8 protein-coding genes and 2 rRNA genes are annotated in these 16,873 nt (G+C 32.1%); 6 read left to right on the top strand and 4 right to left on the bottom strand.

Going from position 1 to position 16,873, the window contains the following annotated elements; translation table 11 throughout:
* The first annotated feature begins 167 nt into the window (after positions 1-167).
* A 23S ribosomal RNA gene (locus ACZ49Z_RS04515) occupies positions 168-3,039 on the top strand.
* A 144-nt stretch (positions 3,040-3,183) separates the two neighbouring features.
* Positions 3,184-3,293: ribosomal RNA gene (gene rrf / locus ACZ49Z_RS04510) — 5S ribosomal RNA — on the top strand.
* Positions 3,294-4,405: 1,112 nt separating this feature from the next.
* Here rrf and ACZ49Z_RS04505 read toward each other — a convergent pair.
* Entirely contained in the window at positions 4,406-6,430 is a 2,025-nt protein-coding gene (locus ACZ49Z_RS04505) for a tetratricopeptide repeat protein (protein ID WP_464307002.1), read from the bottom strand.
* A gap of 190 nt (positions 6,431-6,620) precedes the next feature.
* On the opposite strand from ACZ49Z_RS04505, the gene ACZ49Z_RS04500 reads away from it, so the two are divergent.
* Genes ACZ49Z_RS04500 through ACZ49Z_RS04490 form a run of 3 tightly spaced genes read left to right on the top strand, consistent with a single transcriptional unit; the run spans position 6,621 to position 9,427 of the window.
* Positions 6,621-6,911 (top strand): STAS domain-containing protein, encoded by a 291-nt coding sequence (locus ACZ49Z_RS04500; RefSeq protein ID WP_464307001.1) that lies wholly within the window; start codon positions 6,621-6,623, stop codon positions 6,909-6,911.
* Between the two features lie 52 nt (positions 6,912-6,963).
* The gene (locus tag ACZ49Z_RS04495) at positions 6,964-8,223 is read left to right on the top strand and encodes an oligosaccharide flippase family protein (protein ID WP_464307000.1); all 1,260 of its coding nucleotides are present in this window, start codon (positions 6,964-6,966) and stop codon (positions 8,221-8,223) included.
* A 34-nt stretch (positions 8,224-8,257) separates the two neighbouring features.
* Complete coding sequence (locus ACZ49Z_RS04490; RefSeq protein ID WP_464306999.1) at positions 8,258-9,427, top strand: glycosyltransferase; 1,170 nt, start codon at positions 8,258-8,260, stop codon at positions 9,425-9,427.
* 7 nt (positions 9,428-9,434) lie between these two features.
* On the opposite strand, the gene ACZ49Z_RS04485 is transcribed toward ACZ49Z_RS04490, so the two are convergent.
* The 3 genes from ACZ49Z_RS04485 to ACZ49Z_RS04475 are packed head-to-tail and all read right to left on the bottom strand — an operon-like array spanning position 9,435 to position 15,299.
* Positions 9,435-10,988, bottom strand: a complete 1,554-nt coding sequence (locus ACZ49Z_RS04485) for a glycoside hydrolase family 2 TIM barrel-domain containing protein (protein WP_464306998.1) — start codon at positions 10,986-10,988, stop codon at positions 9,435-9,437.
* A complete protein-coding gene (locus tag ACZ49Z_RS04480) occupies positions 10,972-12,210 on the bottom strand; it encodes a hypothetical protein (protein ID WP_464306997.1) in 1,239 nt (412 codons plus the stop codon). Before ACZ49Z_RS04480 ends, ACZ49Z_RS04485 begins: the two co-directional genes overlap by 17 nt.
* Positions 12,210-15,299, bottom strand: coding sequence for a hypothetical protein (locus ACZ49Z_RS04475; protein WP_464306996.1), 3,090 nt, complete (start codon positions 15,297-15,299; stop codon positions 12,210-12,212). Before ACZ49Z_RS04475 ends, ACZ49Z_RS04480 begins: the two co-directional genes overlap by 1 nt.
* A gap of 368 nt (positions 15,300-15,667) precedes the next feature.
* On the opposite strand from ACZ49Z_RS04475, the gene ACZ49Z_RS04470 reads away from it, so the two are divergent.
* Positions 15,668-16,861: a glycosyltransferase gene (locus ACZ49Z_RS04470; protein ID WP_464306995.1), complete on the top strand. Its 1,194-nt coding sequence runs from the start codon at positions 15,668-15,670 to the stop codon at positions 16,859-16,861.
* Positions 16,862-16,873: the final 12 nt, after the last annotated feature.

Below are 16,873 nucleotides of genomic sequence, written 5' to 3'. Positions count from 1 at the left end.
GTGAATAGTGAATAGTGAAAAGTATTAGTGAAAACTAGTTACTAATTACTAAGGACTAATTATTAGAAAACCGTTCATTGACATATTGAGAAAAGAAAAAATAAAAATATAATAGAAAGCACAAATTTCGGGTGTTGTATAGTATATAACACTTGATAAAACAAGTACAATAAGCAAAATAAGGGCGTATGGGGAATGCCTAGGCTCTCAGAGGCGAAGAAGGACGTGATAAGCTGCGAAAAGCTACGGGGATTGGCACACACGAATTGATCCGTAGATATCCGAATGGGGCAACCCACTATGTTGAAGACATAGTATCCGATAGGAGGCAAACCCGCTGAACTGAAACATCTAAGTAGGCGGAGGAGAAGAAAACAAAAGTGATTCCGTAAGTAGTGGCGAGCGAACGCGGATTAGCCCAAACCAGAGTTGTTACGGCAATTTTGGGGTTGTAGGACCACGAGATTTCTTTTGGATTGAATTAGAATAACCTGGAAAGGTTAACCAAAGAGGGTGATAGTCCCGTATAAGTAAGAGAAGATAAGGATAGTGGTATCCTGAGTAGCGCGGGGCACGTGAAACCCTGTGTGAAACTGGCGGGACCATCCGCTAAGGCTAAATACTCCTGAGAGACCGATAGTGAACCAGTACCGTGAGGGAAAGGTGAAAAGAACCGTGAATAACGGAGTGAAAAAGATCCTGAAACCATACGCTTACAAGCGGTCGGAGCCCTTTCGTGGGGTGACGGCGTGCCTTTTGCATAATGAGCCTACGAGTTACCGTTGCTGGCAAGGATAAGTACTTCAGGTATGGATCCGTAGCGAAAGCGAGTCTGAATAGGGCGCCTGAGTCAGTAATGGTAGACGCGAAACCGTGTGATCTACCCATGGGCAGGATGAAGCTTTGTTAACCCAAAGTGGAGGTCCGAACCCGTTGACGTTGAAAAGTCTTGGGATGACCTGTGGGTAGGGGTGAAAGGCCAATCAAACTCGGAAATAGCTCGTACTCCCCGAAATGCATTTAGGTGCAGCGCTAAATTAGTTATATAGAGGTAGAGCTACTGATTGGATGCGGGGGTTTCACCACCTACCAATTCCTGACAAACTCCGAATGCTATATAATGATTTTTAGCAGTGAGGGCATGGGTGCTAAGGTCCATGTCCGAGAGGGAAAGAACCCAGACCATCGGCTAAGGTCCCCAAATGTATACTAAGTTGAAAAAACGCGGTTTGTCTGCCCAGACAGCTAGGATGTTGGCTTGGAAGCAGCCATTCATTTAAAGAGTGCGTAACAGCTCACTAGTCGAGCGGACGAGCATGGATAATAATCGGGCATAAGTATACTACCGAAGCTATGGACTCTACGGAGTGGTAGGGGAGCATTCTAAATTGGGTTGAAGGTGATATGTGAGTATTGCTGGACTATTTAGAAAAGAAAATGTAGGCATAAGTAACGATAATGCGGGCGAGAAACCCGCACACCGAAAAACTAAGGTTTCCACAGCTATGCTAATCAGCTGTGGGTTAGTCGGGTCCTAAGGCGCATCCGAAAGGAGAAGTCGATGGCCAACGGGTTAATATTCCCGTACTACTTATAATTGTGATGGAATGACGGAGTGATGAAAGCACCGCGAACTGACGGAATAGTTCGTTGAAGTATTTAGCTATAAGATCTATAGGCAAATCCGTAGATTTTGGTGATATACGATAGTACTCGGCGTCTTCGGACAAAGGGATAGTGTGCCTAAGGGCTTCCAAGAAAAGTTTCTAAACTTAGATTATAAGTACCCGTACCGTAAACCGACACAGGTAGTTGAGGAGAGAATCCTAAGGTGCTCGAGAGATTCATGGCTAAGGAATTAGGCAAAATAGACCTGTAACTTCGGGAGAAAGGTCGCCAGCAGTAATGCTGGCCGCAGTGAAAAGGTCCAGGCGACTGTTTATCAAAAACACAGGGCTCTGCAAAATCGTAAGATGAAGTATAGGGCCTGACACCTGCCCGGTGCTGGAAGGTTAAGAGGAGATGTTATCTTCGGAGAAGCATTGAATTGAAGCCCCAGTAAACGGCGGCCGTAACTATAACGGTCCTAAGGTAGCGAAATTCCTTGTCGGGTAAGTTCCGACCTGCACGAATGGTGTAACGATCTGGACACTGTCTCAGCCATGAGCTCGGTGAAATTGTAGTATCGGTGAAGATGCCGATTACCCGCAGTGGGACGAAAAGACCCTGTGCACCTTTACTATAGCTTAATATTGACCTTGGACACGTGATGTGTAGGATAGGTGGGAGACTATGAAGTGGCGTCGCTAGGCGTTGTGGAGTCATTGTTGAAATACCACCCTTTGCTTGTCTGAGGCCTAACCCCGCAAAAGTGGGGGACATTGTTTGGTGGGTAGTTTGACTGGGGTGGTCGCCTCCAAAAGAGTAACGGAGGCTTCTAAAGGTTCCCTCAGCACGCTTGGTAACCGTGCGTAGAGTGCAATGGTATAAGGGAGCTTGACTGAGAGACATACAGGTCGATCAGGTACGAAAGTAGAGCATAGTGATCCGGTGGTTCCGTATGGAAGGGCCATCGCTCAAAGGATAAAAGGTACGCCGGGGATAACAGGCTGATCTCCCCCAAGAGCTCATATCGACGGGGGGGTTTGGCACCTCGATGTCGGCTCGTCACATCCTGGGGCTGGAGAAGGTCCCAAGGGTTGGGCTGTTCGCCCATTAAAGTGGCACGCGAGCTGGGTTCAGAACGTCGTGAGACAGTTCGGTCTCTATCTACTGTGGGCGTTAGAAATTTGAATGGATCTGATTCTAGTACGAGAGGACCGAATTGGACAAACCTCTGGTGTATCTGTTGTTCCGCCAGGAGCACTGCAGAGTAGCTACGTTTGGAAGGGATAAGCGCTGAAAGCATATAAGCGCGAAACCCACCATAAGATGAGATTTCTTTTAAGGGTCGTGGAAGATGACCACGTTGATAGGCTATAGATGTAAAGGCAGTAATGTCATAGTCGAGTAGTACTAATAACCCATAAGCTTATGTACGTATTCCTGCACCGCAAGGTGCAGGGAGTCACTTTCTAAAAAAAATAAATTTTCTTGTCTCAATATGTTAAGATATTGTTCTAATTATTCAATGTTGAAAAATATTTATTAATTAGAAATATTGCTCAAAGCAATGAAACCTCTTAAGGTGATTATTGCGTCGGGGCTCACCTCTTCCCATTCCGAACAGAGAAGTTAAGCCCGACAGCGCAGATGGTACTGCAATTTTGTGGGAGAGTATGTCGTCGCCTTTCTTTTGAAAACCCTAATCATAACTGATTAGGGTTTTTTGTTTTTAAGGCACTGCTATACTATCTGCTTTATTGTTTTTTAAATTTTGTTAAAAAATACATTTTTTAATTGATTATTGTTTTTAAATTGCAAAATAATTACAGAAAATCGCTATGTAAAGCGAACGCAAAAAGACTATCCGATGTCTTTAAAACTACAAATTGTTCAAGAAATTGAACAGGGTAAACTATATTTTGTTATCATTAGATATTTTATGGTTAAGCTGTATTAAATTGCAATATTTATTCAATTTATTAGTAGTTGTTTATGTTTTTTTTTCAACCACGCAATTAAAGTGTTTAATACTCGAAATGATTGTTACGTTTATTTATTTTATTTGATACTATTTCCGTTAGACAAATTCAGGGATCAAGTCCAAAACCGAATCAATCTCAAAAGTTGGAGATTAGGGATTAGCCAAAAATGTTAGACAATTTGAATAAAAAGAAATTTATTTTTCTAGCCCGTCTAAATTGTCCTCATAACAAAATCTAATGTATAATTCGAGTTTAATAAATAAAAAAAAGAGAGCTAAAAAGCTCCCTTTTTTAATTAGATAAATAAAATTAATCCCAATACTTTTTTTATTTAACTAACTCAATAGTTTTCAACAGCTACAATACTTTTTACTAAATTCAATTCCCAGCTGAATTCAAAATAGATTTTTATTCAATTCTAAATCATTTTCAAGAATACTTTTTTCATTAATTATTGAATTAGTTAAAAAATGTTTTTTAAACTAAACATTACCTAATGCAATGCTATCAATTTAGTTGATGAAAAATTTCCCTAGCAATACTTGTTTATTATTTAGACTATTTTTTAGCTATCAAAAAAATTATCTAATCACCCATTATGTAGTGATTAATAAATCTTCATGCTTGTTCAAGCTTGTTTCTATTTGTCTATATATTTATTAGTAATAATCATGCCATTAATACTAACAAAAACGCAATCAATTTAAAGTATTGACAAATAACACTTTAACTATTTAAATAAAATTAACAACTGTTTATTACTGTGTATCTATATGTGTAAAAATGAGTATTATTTACACACTTGTATTAACGCAATTTTATTGAGAAGAAAGAATTTTAAAAATTGGGGTTTTAAACAAATACCATTTTAAGCGCACCCCAACTTCAGTATAGGTAAACCCAGCAGCTGTAGCAGAAGCGATATTACTTCTAATTCCATATAAATTTGCAGACAACCTCCTTGAGAATTTATACCCTAATTTTGCTTGCACTCTATAGGTCCATTGTTTGTCATTGTCTTCAATATACTGAAAACCGGAGGCAGCATTTACATTATAAAACCAACTTTTGTCCTTAATTACATCTTGATCTTTTAGAAAATCAATAAAAATTTCCATGGCATTAAATTTCTCTGGACTAAAATAATCGATAGGAACTTGGTTTTTAAAAGAAATAAATTGATAATTAAATCCGCCTTTTAAAACAGGCTTTACAAGAAAGTTATAATATAAAGACGTAAAAAGCAAATGCCTTGTATTATAATCAGTCTGGGTAGTATAAAAGTACTGTGTAAACCAACCAAAATTAATATTAGTCCCTAAATTGTAATTAAAATAATAATTATTAGTTGCAATTTCTTTACCAATCAAATCTGAATTAAAATTCTGAATCTCTCTTTTATACCCAAGCTCTAAATCTTGAAGATTAGCTGGTTTAATTTTAAAAAAAGAATGAACTAACAATTGAGAATAGTTAGTAACTGCTTTAGCTTGTGAAATCCCAATTTCGAAATTAAAATTAACTTTTGGATGGAGTTTATACATAGCTCCTCCTAAAAAATCATTCGTTGACGCATAATTTTTAGTAACTGTGTTTTCTGTTTCCCTGTATTGATATGTAGCATTCAAGCTTAATCTTGTTGAATAAGGGAAAACGACTTGTGTTCTTGAAGCAATTGCCTTATTATCTCCGTTATCAAAAGAGTAACTTAATTTTTCTTCAACATAAGGCGTATGATCTAATTTAATCTTATTTAAGAAATTAATTGCATCATTTTGATTTTCAAATATCATTAAGGTAGTTTCTGCTGCTTGTATCGCTTTGTCAATTTTGCCACTAGCATAATAAGCATTAGCAATACCCAAATTGCCATCAAATGAGCCACTGTCATTTTTTAATATATCTTGATAGTTAGCAATACTTTTCTTAAAATCACTTTTATAAATATTTAAAGTTGCTAATAATGCTATGACCCAATTCTGATTTGGATATTGTTCTAATAAAGATTTAATTTGAGATTCGGCTTGGGTGTACTTCCTGTTCCATATTAATGCCTGTACATGTCTTTCCTTTGTTTGCTTAATTACTACTGTATCACTAATCCATTTTGATTTTTCTAATGATTCCGAAGCAAAGTTCAAGGCGTCTTTATCTTTATCATTCAAATGCGATAGTAACGAAAAACCATTTAAAGCAATATTTGGATTATCTTTTTCTAAAACACTATAAACCTCTTTGCCTTTTTCAATTTGTTTAGAGATTAAAAACAAATTAGCCTTGTTTAACAAGGTTTCTTTATCGTTTGGGAAATCGATTAATATTTCATCATAAAACTGCTCGGCTTCATCATATTTTTTTTGCTTTACTTTATCATTTGCAAATCCTAGTTTGATATATTTCCTAGACACTAACGCACCTTTGTTCCCTACATCAAGTAACAATGCTTTGTTAACATTTACTAAAGCTTCTTCATATTGCTTGAGATTAGAAAGGGTATTAGCAAAACCTAAATGCGCAACAAAATTAGTAGGGTTTTGCTCCACTAAAACCGAATAATAACCTTTAGCTTCTGTGAATTTATTATTCCAAAGCAAAGCTTCTGCATAATTCAACTGAATTTCTAAATCATTTGGATATTCTTTTTTTAAATCTACAAATAGAGACAATGCTTTCTCTGGTTGTTTGTTTAATCCAACTGCCCGAGCATAGCACAACCTTGCTGTTTTATTATCTGAATATGACACTAAAATTGTAGTAAAAAATTCTTCAGCTTTAGCAAATTTTCCAGTTTCAAGATAATTAAACCCCTCTTTCATATCTTGAGCTAAACAAAATTTACTCATCAATAGAAATAATAAAAAAGTGCTTTTAGTTAAAAACTTCATGTCTTTATTTGGTATTTGTTTGTTACTGCAATTTAAGAATAATTAGACTACAATTCATCTACAGAAAAGCTTTATTCATCGAAAAACACTACGCTTTCACAGAATTAATTAAGAATTTTATACTATTATCAAACAAATTAATAAACAGATGGCACTACAAATTAAATATAGTTTAGGTGTTTTTGAAATTAATGGTTCACTTAATTCAAAAAACACAAAAGATTTCAAGAATCACTTTGAAACACTTATTGACCAATCTAACACTATTACTATTTCATTAAATGAAATTATTGAAATGGACCGTATTGCTGCTAAAACAATTGCTTTATTATATAAGAAAGCAGTTGAAAACAATAAAATACTTTATATCATTGGCAAGCAAAATAAAAAAGTAAATTCCATTTTTGACAAAGAAAATCTAAATTATATTTTAAAATAATTGCAAAATATCATAATAAAAGTGTTAATTTTAATACAAAATTTATGTTAACATGAAATTGATAAGCAAACTTCTTTCATTTGATTACAAACAAATTACGCAAGAACAATTCTTTATGTTAACCATATTAATTGTTAATGCAGGCAATTATGCATACAATTTACTTCTTGGTCGAATTTTAGGGCCAGAACAGTTTGCAGATGCTGCAATTCTAATTACTTTATTATTAGTTTTATCATTTATTGGAATGACTTTCCAAATTGTTACAGCAAAATATGCAGTGCTTTTCGAGAATGATAAACTTTCTCTTTTTATAAAGTTCATTTCAAAATATGCTTTATTATTTGGATTACTTTTTGGAGTGATGATTTCATTTTTTAGTGCACATTTACAAATAGTATTTCATACAGAAACTGCTACTATGTTTTTATTATTCGGTCTAGGTATTCCTTTGTATTTCTTAATGAGTGTTAACAGAGGGCTATTTCAGGGAAAAAATCAATTTAACGAACTTTCGAAAACATATACCACAGAAATGTTAAGCCGTTTATGTCTAACCATTCTTGCGGTTTTATTCGTAACAGAAGTTTCTCCTTCTATAATTGTTGCCTTAGGTATTATTATATCTTTCGTTTTTGGATTATATCCTTTTCAGAAAAGCATTACACAAAAACTTTCACCAACAACAACTTCAATTGATAAAAAAGCGGTTATCACTTTTTTTGCAATCACTGCTTTTTATGAATTAACACAAATTATAATTAACAATAGCGACATTATCCTTGTAAAACATTTTTTCAACAATACAAACGCTGGTCTATATGCATCTTTAGCACTAATTGGTCGTGTAGTCTATTTTGTGGCTTGGATGTTTGTAATGTTATTACTTCCTAAAGTTATTCAAATGAAAAAAGAAGGAAAAGACACATTACCTATTCTTATAAAATATGTAACCTACATAGGCATTCTATCCTCTAGTATTGTTTGTTTCACGGCACTCTTTCCTGAATTTGTTATAAAAATCATGTTTGGAGATGCCTATATTTCAATTGCTTTTTTATTATGGAAATATGCATTAGCTACCTCTCTTTTTGCAATTGCAAATATTTTTGCATATTATTTTTTATCTATTAACCAATATTTCCCTGTAGTTGTTTCTGCCGTTTTAGGTTGCACGCAAATATTTCTTATAATTGCATTTCATGATTCATTAGAAGAAGTAGTTCACATGCAAATTATTGCTATGGTTATTTTATTATTTTTTCAAGTATTTTATTTCTTTCTTCAAAACAGAAAAGCTGCTGTTAATTAACCATTAACTAATCGAAAAATTTAAAAACAAGCCTATGAAACTAGCCATCATAACAGCATTCCCACCTAGTAAAGTAACCTTAAATGAATATGGCTATCATTTAGTCAAAAATTTTGTTTTGAAACAAGATGTTTCAGTGTTATTATTATTATCCGATAGAACATTGGAACCCAAACAGCTAGATTTTGAAAAAAGCGACAAAGTAAAAGTTAAAGACTGTTGGTCTTTTAACAGCTATTTAAACTTTTTTTCAATTCTAAAAACAGTATTTAGAGAAAAACCAGATGCAATCCTTTTCAATCTTCAATTTATGAAATTTGGAGACAAAAAAATTCCTGCGGCTTTAGGTTTAATGATACCAATGATATTACGTCTTTTTGGCTATAAAAACATTGTATTATTGCATAATATACTAGAACAAGTAGATCTCGATAGTGCAGGCTTCACGTCTAACAAAATTGCTAAAAAAATCTATAATTTTATAGGCACAACTTTAACGCGTTTTCTATTAAAGGCAAACAAAGTAGCCGTAACGATAAGTAAATATGTATCCATTTTAGAAGAGAAATACAAAGCAAAAAATATAGTTCTAATTCCACATGGAACGTTTGAAACTCCAAAAGTTATCAATTTTGATCTCAAACCTGGTCCAAAACAAGTTATGGCATTTGGTAAATTTGGAACATATAAAAAAGTGGAAATTTTAATTGAAGCAGTTGCTATCGTTAAACAAAAGTACAAAGAGCCAATAGAAATTGTAATTGCAGGAACCGACAGTCCAAACACTCCTGGATACCTGCAAGCTATAAAAGAAAAATATGAAAAAACGGAAGGATTAATTTTTACAGGCTATGTTGAAGAAAATGATGTTGAAAGAATCTTTACAGAATGCACAGTAGTAGTTTTTCCTTATACTGCTACAACAGGTAGTTCTGGTGTATTACATCAAGCAGGTAGTTATGGAAAGGCAGTTATTATGCCTGATTTAGGTGATTTAAGCCTATTAGTAAAAGAAGAAGGATATGCTGGCGAATTTTTTAATCCAGAAAGTGCAGATTCTTTGGCAAAAGCTATAGCTACCATTTTCAATGATGATGAATATAGACGTAAAATTGCAATGACAAATTACAAAGCAGCTTCTGCATTGTCTATGGACAAAATTGTAGATTTATATATCAATCATTTTAAAGAAATTGGTATTTGATACTGTGTTAATTTGAAATGTACTTAAATGATTCTTTTTGCTTCCCATTCACATCAATGAATCCGAATTTCTTTTGTTTTTGTTTTTGCCATGGCCAACGCCCAACAACCGCATTTGGAACATTTGGAAAATCATATAATGTCCATGAAAGAAAAGCCAATTTATTTTTTTGAAATATTGCTTGCATTTTTTTGTGATAATTGGCTTGATCATTTTCATTATTCCCAAACCAATTCCAAAAACCTTTATAAGATTCTAAACCAAATTCTTGAAGCATTACTGGTTTTTGAGTTGCCTTTTCCAAAGTGGTAAATTCGGACTCAAATTGTTCAATTGGATTATAAAAATGATAAGATACAAAATCTACGTCTTTCTCTAGATTTATTGCCGATTCAGAATTTGACCAACCAATTGTTACTAGATGATTTGGATCGTTTTCTCGAATCACATTTATAGTTTGAGATAGCCAATTTAAGACATTATCTTTCCCACGAGTATCAAAATCTAAATTGGGCTCATTCTTAACATCCCAAGCTAAAATTGCTTCATGCTCTTTGAAATGAGAAACAATCTTTTCTGCATGCCTATGTGTAAGAGTCCAACTATTTAGAGAATAATCTCCATAAAAATCAAACAAAGTAACAATAACCGCAAGTTCCTTTTCCTTGGCTAAATCAAGTGTTTTTTTTAATTTATTTAATTTGTCATTCAAAACTTCAGCTTTACCAAAATCTTCATATTGAAGAAAAATACGAATAGTATTTAAATTAGCCTTGGTAATGATATCAAAATCCTTAGCAATCGTATCGGTATCAAAATTAACACCAAACATGTCCCAAGCTGAATTCTTAGGATAATAATTTATTCCTTTAACCAAAAAATCGACAGTTCCTTTTTTTATTTTTTTTTCTGAAACAGTAAAAACACTTTTCGATATTTTGTCACCAATATACCAATTTTCTTTTTCCATTTTTTGAAAATGCCTAATTCTCCAAAATCCATCTTCCAACAACATCAAGACTTTATATGTTGCTGTATCTTGCACTGTTGCAATTAATTTTTTATTTCTAAATACTTTCTGAAATTCAATTACATTTTTATCCGTAAATACAATTTGCTGGCCATCTTCACTATAAAATTCTAATTTTGGATTGTGTTTTAATGTTGTGCTTTCTATTGAGATATTATTTTTTCTATTATAAGCAATAGTGTTCTTTAAATTTATTCTAGTATTCTGAGTATAAAAGTCGTCTATTCCTGTACTATCATTATTTTGAAATGCATTATTTTTAATGTACCAAGCGAAAAGATAATCACGTTCAATTTTATTTAACGTACTTTTCTCCATCTCTCTAGCAGGATTTTTAAGTGAAATCCAATTCACCTTTGGCAAATATGTTGAAACTGTTTCTTTCTCTAAGTGAAGCATAGTTGAACGATCTGCTCCAGAATTTAAATATTCCAATATTCTACTAAGCCCTAAAAGCAATAAAATATTAAGTCCAATAAATGAAATAATTAGTACAGCTCTATATATGTTTTTATTATTTATTAGATTCATATTTTATAATTTCAGTTTTTTGAACAATTCCTAATGCGATAATTTCAAATTGATAACTATTTTCTTTATAAAACTCAGATGAAATAGTAAATGTTGCACACCCTTTTGAAGTATCCTCTTGTAAATTTTTTACAAGTTTATTTCCATGATAGACATTAAGAACTACTTTAATACCATCAGGAACTAACTGTTTCATAAAACTTTTAATTGGGCCCACAACTATTGTTCTATTATTATTAATAAACTTTATGCTAAACGACTTAATGATTGGTTTATAATTAATTGAAACACTATTACTCTCCGCCATTCCTGTAACATATCCTTTTACTTTATAGGTTTCAGCATGGTCTGGATGCAATATTTGCCCTTTAGCAATTCCATTAATAGTTGTCCCATAGCTCTTTAATACCATATTTTCACTGGTTGTTATGTGAAAATTCACAAAAGTCCCATCACTAACGATGTTGTCGTATTTATCTTTAATTATTGAAGTATATATTGTTGTAATTTGGTTACCATCTGCGTACTCATGATTTCTAGAATAATCTATTTTGAAATCGGTCGGTATCGATGGGTAAATTTCTGTTTCAATCTCTTTAGTTGAAGTGCTATCACAACGACTAGAAACTACCATTTTTCCTGATTTTGTAGGCGCATATATATTCTCCCAAGCAATAAAGTCTTTTGTTAGCTTAGAAACACTACTAATTGAATTTAAAAATTGATATTTGATCTCAACCTTAGAATTATTTCTTTTTGGGTTATCATAACTATCAGTAGGAACAACAACAAGCATTGTGAAATGATTATTCCCTGTTAAAATTGTCCTAGGACCAAGATAGTTCTCAATATGTGTTGGAGTAGTATCGTTTGGAAAAATTTGAAACTTACCTTTAAGCTTTTCAACAGAATTATGAATTAAGTACCAAGAAACTATTCCTGATTTTTTGCTAAGCAAATTTGGAATTTTAAAAATAGCCATATTGCCTTTAATTTGTGGACAGAGAACTGTTTTGCTATAGGAATGCGTTAGAAATAGTTCTAAATTTTCTTGATTTTTATCTATTTTAAACCTTAACTCAATTGGTTCACCTGCTACATATGAAGATTTTTTTGTTACAAAAGAGAAGTCAACTAATTTATCTTCATTAATGACACTTTTTTTAAAAGCAATCAAAATGAAGAAAAATAGTAGGCAGAGCAAAAACATCTTCTTTTTCATTATCTTGGATTCCCTATATAGTTATTCACTTCAATTTTAATAAAATCAAATCCTTTTCCTTCTATTTTTTGCAATTGTTCTTCCGACTGGTTCTTCTTTCTATTGGGGACTATTGCTGCAGCCAAATTACCATTTGGTAAACCATTCACATAACATTTTTCTAAGGAAGATTGTAAAATAACACAATTTGTTAAATCTAACAAATTATATGTAAAATATTGTTTACGTTGCACCCTTATACCCTCAGGTAAAAAGTAATGATCAACATATATCAATTCTTTGTTCTTATTATAATAAGAAATTAATAATTCAGGAATAGTTACTTCTTGTATTCCAAAATTAAATAAAGTCCCTTTTAATTGGTTATCATTTAAATGTAGATCTGAAAATGATACTTGCGTGTATAAATCAGTAACAGCAACGTTACCAGCAGCTTGGATATCAAATGTTTTTGGTAATTCTTCAATTTTTAACGGTGTAAATTCATTGGGATTGAATGTCGTTGGTTTAACATCTGAACTTTTTAACCAAGCAATATCTTCAAAATTCACTCTAAAACTAGTAATCTCTTTTGGCATTAGTTTATGTTTAATTACATATTTTGAATTATATGAAGCTAATTTCTTATCATTTTTATTATACAACGTAGCTTTTAAAATTACATCAGCTGGAGAATTATCAATATTTTGGAGCTCACCAATAATTATGTATTCATTATGTTTCCTTATTAATGTTGCATTAAGAATTTCTAACTCTGGCTGTTTTAAAACATCATCATGATAGGTTTGTTGCGTCGAAATCTTTCTTCTACCATGCTTAAAAAATTCTGTTCCACTATTAAAAATAAATTGATCTGGAGGAATATCTAAATCGAGTTTTGAAGGTAAAATATACCACTTTCCCTTTCTTTTAATAACTTCGTGTCTATATTCCTTTTCAATTATTTCCAAAGGCGTAACCCACTTAGTAGTAGCTACTACAAACGCTTTTTTAGGAGTTTTCTGTGTTACTTTAATATTTATTGCATCTAATTTTGCGTAAGAATTAAGTACACCGTCTAACACAGCAATTTCCAACATATATTGAGGCAAACTTAAATTACTCATTGGATCTATATAAGAATGAGCCTTTTCAAAAAATTTAAAATCAAGTGCATCATAATAGGATTTCACAACATTTTGCGGGCTTAGTTGTGCTGTATTATTGATATAAAATTGATAGAGAAAAAAACTTATACCGCTCAAAACAATTACAACCCAAAAATGAAGAAATGTCATTAATTTTTTTCTAAATTCATTATATGGAATACTATACTTAAAGAAGTCTGGTTTTACAATTATCCTTAACTTCAATGCTTGGTAAAAAATCATTTGGACGTTAAGAACAAATGCAACTATAACAGTTATAAAAGGAATAATTCCCCACATTAACTTCTGAAAAAGAGGGACATCATCTTTAGGCAATATTTTAGGAAGAGGTGAAACATTTAGTTTTTCCCAAACCATAATCCCATTCTCTAACTGAGTTAATCGATGCCAACCACAGAAATACAATATCGGATCATAGAACTTATCATTTGAAAAAACATATTTTAGATTATACTTTTCAGGCACAGTTAAAAATTGTTGTAAAGAGCCAATTCCTTCTAATCCTCTGAATTTTGAATTCTCTAAACGTTCAACCGCCCTAGATGTTAATTCGGGCAATCTTCTAGCTGAATGATAATTTCCGTCAACAGTCATTGCTTTTGTTTGAGAGGATAAAACAGCCATTTGATCACCAAATCCTAATGGTAAATATCTCCATTGATCGTGTTGGTCTTGATTAAGGAAATTTACTATTGGTAGAAAATTGATTTTTTGTGGTTGAAAAGGTCTAAAATAACCTAAGGTAATAGTAAATACAGCTACAAATAAAAAAGAACCAGTAAAAAGTAATCCTAAAACTCTATGATAAACAGACCCGAATTTATTTTGAATAGCCAATTTTAAATCACCTTCTACAAAACGATACATAAATTCTCCAAAAATTGGCAAACACATTATTGAAGCCCAAAGCGTGAACCTATCTAAAGTTAAAATATTAAATGCATTTTCCCCTAGTATTTTTAACGGAATTGGTGTAGTTCCACCTGTCCCTAAAATAAACAACAAACTTATTGATAGCCCAAAAAACAGGTATCTTCTACTATAATAACGATATAAAACATAAGGAAAAACAAAAAGCAAAACTCCCCAAGGAATAACAAAAAACATTAATCCAGAGGAAGTTACTTCGAAAAAATTATCCCTACTACCATGTGGAATAGGAACTTGAGTAATTGGGTTTTTTTTCGAATTAATCCAATAAGGTAGAATACAAAAAACAATTAAAAATAAAGAAGCGCCACCAAATATTACAATCCTTTTAAAAAGTTTAAAAAAGGTTTGTAGAAATAATCTGAACCTTATTTTTTCAAATGACCCAACTTTTTCACGTGCGGCATCCATAATTACCATACCAATTAAAGGAAAAATAAAAAATACCATTCCGAAAATTGGTGTAACATGATGAGATGTCACCGTAACTGCAAGAAGTGATAAAGAAGTAAATAAATATTTTTTTAGACCAGTTTTAATCCAAAGATAAATTTCAGGGATAGAATGCATTAAAATTGAAACACCGATGATACTAGGTAATTGTCCAAAAATATGTAATGTTTCAACAAAAGATGAAGAAAAAACAGCTACTAATGCTGCATAGCCTGCTACTGTTCTATTTCCTGTAATTGTAACCGTATAACGAAAAACTCCTGTAATAAAAAGAACTACACCAATTATTGCAACTGTAAAAAGGCCAAATTTTAAATCACCAATTAATGAAAGAATTCCAATAGTTTGATGGACCAAAGGCGGATATCCTAAAACTGTAAATCCAGTGTACCAACTATAATTCCAAGGTTCAAACCAACTATTAGCATAGTGGTTGGCAAAAAACATATGTATTAAAGCATCATATGTTTCTTCAAGTGTAAAAAAAATTGCACTAGAATGAAATACGATACCTATCAACAAAGCAACAATCAAATATTTATTAGATTTTTCGTTCACAGCGATAATTTAAAAACCAAACATATATGTAAATATAATAACACAACCCATATTTGTGAACTAAACAGCAATACATTTTACAAATTATCAGTAATAAATTAAAAATTTAACAAATAATACAATAAAAACACACCATTACATCTAATAATTATTTATAATATTGTATGTGGTTATGTTTAGCTATTGAAAACAATTTTTTGGGCGAAACTCTTTCAAAGAAAATAAAAAAGCAATTTTATCTAAATTATTCATTTCCTAATTAAAAAACATTTTGATATTATGTTCTTATCCAAAAAAGAAGTAATTTTATATTAAAGACACAATCAACCCATTGAAAACCATATAAATAATTTAATCTTAACAACCTCATGAAAGTATTAATTATTGACGACCAAACACTAGTATTACTATCTCTTAAAAAATGGCTAACAGATCTTGGGTACAAAGTTCAAACGGCTAACAATGTTGTTGACGGTATTACTCAGTATGAAATTTTTTCTCCCGACTTGGTAATTACCGATATGAATATGCCTTTGACTGATACCAAAAACTTTTTAAATAATGAAGAATTATTCATTGAAGACGCTCCAGGTTTAGAGATAGTAAAACATATAAAAAAAGAAAAAAACGATGATATACCAGTTATGTTTTTATCTGGAAACACAACTGAAGAAATCATTTCAAGAGGATTTGAACTTGGTGCAATAGATTATATGAAAAAACCAGTTAGTCTATTAGAAATCGGAGCACGTGTGAAAAGGTTAATTGGTGCAGCACGAACTTACAATACAGACTTAGTAATAGATTCAAACAATAATAGATATATACAAAAAGGCTGTATTGGGATTGTAATTCCGTGTTATAATGAAGAAAAAAGACTTTTAGGAGATGAATTTAAAGCTTTTGCAAGAAAAAATCTAGGCTATCATATTTGCTTTGTGAATGATGGTAGTAAAGATAATACTTTAGCGGTCTTGCACGAATTAAGAAAAGGACATGAAGATTACATTAGCGTCTATGACTGTGAGAAAAACGGAGGTAAGGCAGAAGCAGTAAGGCTAGGAATGCTTCATCTAGCAAAGCAAGATGAATATGATTATATCGGATTTTTAGACGCAGATCTTTCCACAAACTTTGATGATTTTCAAGATTTAGCCACCACAATTTTCACAACGGATTTTCAAATTGTAAGTGGCTCTAGAATGAGTAGAATGGGGGCTAATATTACGAAAGAGTCAGCAAGAGCAATCATAAGTAAAACCATAAACTTTATAATTAGAAAAACTTTAGGTATGGAAATAAACGACACTCAATGTGGTGCCAAAATCATGACAAAAGAAATTATTGAAAAAACATTCAATGAGAAATTCCTAACTAAATGGCTATTTGATGTTGAGATATTCATGAGAATGAAAAAAGTATATGGAACTAAAAGAGCTAAAGAATTAATCTGTGAACAACCTTTAAAAAGGTGGATACATGCCGATGGCTCTAAATTATCTATGAGAGATTCTCTAAAAATATTAGGACAAATATTTCAAATTGCAATACACTATAGATAAACCTATTACACT

It is taken from the genome of Flavobacterium sp. KY-23415 (assembly GCF_055384985.1).
The sequence above is the reverse complement of the archived record's forward strand: the minus strand, read 5'-3'. Positions and strand labels throughout refer to the sequence as shown.

What these genes read in the sequence shown, in the direction of transcription:
- ACZ49Z_RS04505 (WP_464307002.1), bottom strand. Translation starts at nt 6,430, where the DNA reads ATGAGTAAATTTTGTTTAGCTCAAGATATGAAAGAGGGGTTTAATTAT.
- ACZ49Z_RS04500 (WP_464307001.1), top strand. Translation starts at nt 6,621, where the DNA reads ATGGCACTACAAATTAAATATAGTTTAGGTGTTTTTGAAATTAATGGT.
- ACZ49Z_RS04495 (WP_464307000.1), top strand. Translation starts at nt 6,964, where the DNA reads ATGAAATTGATAAGCAAACTTCTTTCATTTGATTACAAACAAATTACG.
- ACZ49Z_RS04490 (WP_464306999.1), top strand. Translation starts at nt 8,258, where the DNA reads ATGAAACTAGCCATCATAACAGCATTCCCACCTAGTAAAGTAACCTTA.
- ACZ49Z_RS04485 (WP_464306998.1), bottom strand. Translation starts at nt 10,988, where the DNA reads ATGAATCTAATAAATAATAAAAACATATATAGAGCTGTACTAATTATT.
- ACZ49Z_RS04480 (WP_464306997.1), bottom strand. Translation starts at nt 12,210, where the DNA reads ATGAAAAAGAAGATGTTTTTGCTCTGCCTACTATTTTTCTTCATTTTG.
- ACZ49Z_RS04470 (WP_464306995.1), top strand. Translation starts at nt 15,668, where the DNA reads ATGAAAGTATTAATTATTGACGACCAAACACTAGTATTACTATCTCTT.